We start from the raw sequence: 2581 nt of genomic DNA, 5'->3' as shown, positions 1-2581 counted from the left end.
GGTTAGCCACGTGCTACTCAGCCGTGCGCCACGCCCCGCAGCGGCGGAGCGTGCGACTCCCATGGCTTAGCCCCACCCCGATAGCGGTCGGGTCCGGCAGGATCAACCGGAGTTACGGCCGCTTAGGACGGTGGGAGGGTTTCTGCGCTTAACACGGGATTGAGCCCGTGCACCCTTCGTCAGACCTGAGCATCCCGGGGGTAGCGTCCCCCGGTTGGCTCGGGTCTCCATACTACCGAGTAAGCGTCTAGATTCATATCTTACAAGGGGGATTTATATACTTTACCCCTCTTGATCATTGAAACATTCATGGAATGTTTGAAACACATCCACATGTACCCGCGGCAGGAGGCCGGTTAATCACTCACCGGGCTATGCCCGGCGTCACAACCATGCCGCCGCCGGGATTGCCGCGGGCGTTAATAATTATTAGTAAACATCCTAAAATAGGATTCCACGGTAGATTGCTTAGAAGAAGCGGGTGAGCTCTCTCAGCGATTTAACTGTTAAAACAGGCTCGCACCCAGAATCTAAGGGCTCTGGGGTTCTCTCAACCAGTATGAAGTCAACCCCTGCCCTGCGGGAGGCTATGCAGTCGACATCCCTGTCACCCACGTAGACTGCTTCGCTGACGGAAACCCCTGCCGTGGAAACCGCTCTCAAGATAACGTCTGGCTCAGGCTTACCCCTAACCCCTTCCTCAACACCGGATACTACCTGGAAAAACTCTTTAAGCCCGAAGTACTCTAGGAAAGCTTTAATCCTGGATGTCACGCTCGAGGAGGCTACCCCGAGGATGTAACCTCTCCTCTTCAAGTATTCGAGAACCTCTGGAACATCCGGGAACACCCTCACCATGCTCCTCCAATTCTCCTCTACAATACCCTTCCTAACACGCTTAAACTCTTCAAGGTCAACACCCGCTGAGTCGAGCACTTCATTGAGAACACTGTCCAGCGGATAACCTATCATCCTTCTAACTCTCCCAGGATCAATCTCCACGCCAAGCCTTCTCCCAGCTTCGAGGAAAGACCAGACTATGAAGTCCTCACTATCCACCAGGGTCCCGTCAAGGTCGAAAAGGAGCAGCTTCTTCAACTAGACAGCACCCTGAATAATCATCCTGGCGAAGTCTAAAACACCCTTAGAGCTCGGCTTATCCAGCACGATGTTGCAAACCTTCTTCAACTCTTCATCAGCATTCCCCACGGCAACCCTGAGGCCAACATGCTTCATGATTTCAACATCCATCACGCTGTCGCCAACCCCTGCTGCTTCATCAGGGTTGATGCCCATTCGATCCAGAACATACTTCACCGCAACACCCTTGTCAACGCCCCTGGGCATTAGATGTATCGCGTAACCGCTGTAGCCGACGCGGACATCCCTGTAGTTGGATTCAACGTAATCAGCAACCATCCTGTAAACCATCCAGCCGTCGAACCCCTTCCTAACTTTTAAAGCATACTCGTATATTCTGAAACGGTTCTGCCACGTGTCGTCAACATAGTCCTTAAACCTCTCCAGAACGTCAACGTATACGTGCCTCGTGGGGGATCCGGCCAGCTCGACAAGGCCCCATTTATCATAGTAAACCAGTGAGCCAGACTCCCCTGTGACAGGGCCGTTGAACCCGAGGTATCTCGCAAGCCCTATAACCACGGGCAACGCGTTGCTTGACACTATGCTAACGTAAACCCCTTGGCCGGCAAGCATCCTTAAAACACTCACAAGCTCAAGGTCCAGCAGGTAGGTATCCCTCCCCTCCGTAATAGTCCCGTCAACATCTATGAAAACTATCCTGACCCTGCTCATTATTCCAGCCCGCAGCCGCCTTCTTAAATTGAAAAATACTGATGGTTTATCCTAATAAACTATTTACGAAAATTCTTGATACATATTTAAGTATGTAAAACTCCATGTTGATATATATTTTAATGGGAAAAACGTGTCTTTAGACACTTTATAAGTAATCACACATAAGAATTATAAAGGCATCCAATTATAAAAACGCGTGAGTGAGAAGCTTTGGGTGATTACCTCAAGTTCGCATTTATGTGCAAGGAGAGGCCGCCGTCGAACAATTTGAAAGTAGCAATCATAGGAGCCGGCCCCGCCGGCTTAGCGGCGGCAGGGTACTTGTCATGCCAAGGCTTCGAGATAACAGTATACGATAAGCAACCATTACCCGGAGGGTTAATGCTGTTCGCAATCCCCCCGTGGAGAATACCCAGGCACAGGGTACTGCTCGGCGTGAGAGAGCTTGAGGAAAAATTCGGAGTAAACTTCTCGACTAGAACCAAGGTTTTCACAGGCGAGGAGAAACACCACGAGGAAGGCGACATGTTCGTTGAAAAGAAGATAAGCCTTGAGGAGGTTGTGAACAACTACGACCTGGTGCTCATAACAACGGGGACATGGGTTTCCAAAATACCGCGCCTCCCAGGGTCCAACGCTAAAGGTGTTATCTCAGCACTGGAGTACGTCTACGGCTTCAGGCTTTTCGAGCTGAAGCTAATCAATAGGAAGCCCGAGCCAGGCAAGAGGGTGGTGGTGATCGGGGGAGGGTACAGTGCTGTAG

The 2581-nt window shown here is 51.0% G+C and carries 3 protein-coding genes and 1 rRNA gene; 1 reads left to right on the top strand and 3 read right to left on the bottom strand.

The genetic code is table 11. From position 1 onward, the window contains the following. From AC3OH0_RS06430 to AC3OH0_RS06420, 3 genes are all read right to left on the bottom strand, one after another. Positions 1-113: ribosomal RNA gene (locus AC3OH0_RS06430) — 16S ribosomal RNA — on the bottom strand; the annotation flags it as partial. A gap of 355 nt (positions 114-468) precedes the next feature. Then, positions 469-1098 carry an HAD family hydrolase gene (locus AC3OH0_RS06425; protein WP_498345194.1) on the bottom strand — a complete coding sequence of 210 codons (630 nt, stop codon included), beginning with the start codon at positions 1096-1098 and terminating at the stop codon, positions 469-471. Then, entirely contained in the window at positions 1099-1815 is a 717-nt protein-coding gene (locus AC3OH0_RS06420) for a phosphoglycolate phosphatase (RefSeq protein ID WP_498345193.1), read from the bottom strand. It lies immediately after the preceding gene. A 213-nt stretch (positions 1816-2028) separates the two neighbouring features. Between AC3OH0_RS06420 and AC3OH0_RS06415 the strand changes: the two genes are divergently transcribed. Further along, positions 2029-2581 (top strand): FAD-dependent oxidoreductase (locus AC3OH0_RS06415; protein ID WP_498345192.1); only part of this gene is annotated, 553 nt, incomplete at its 3' end.

Source organism: Thermosphaera sp., from assembly GCF_059755995.1.
The sequence above is the reverse complement of the archived record's forward strand: the minus strand, read 5'-3'. Positions and strand labels throughout refer to the sequence as shown.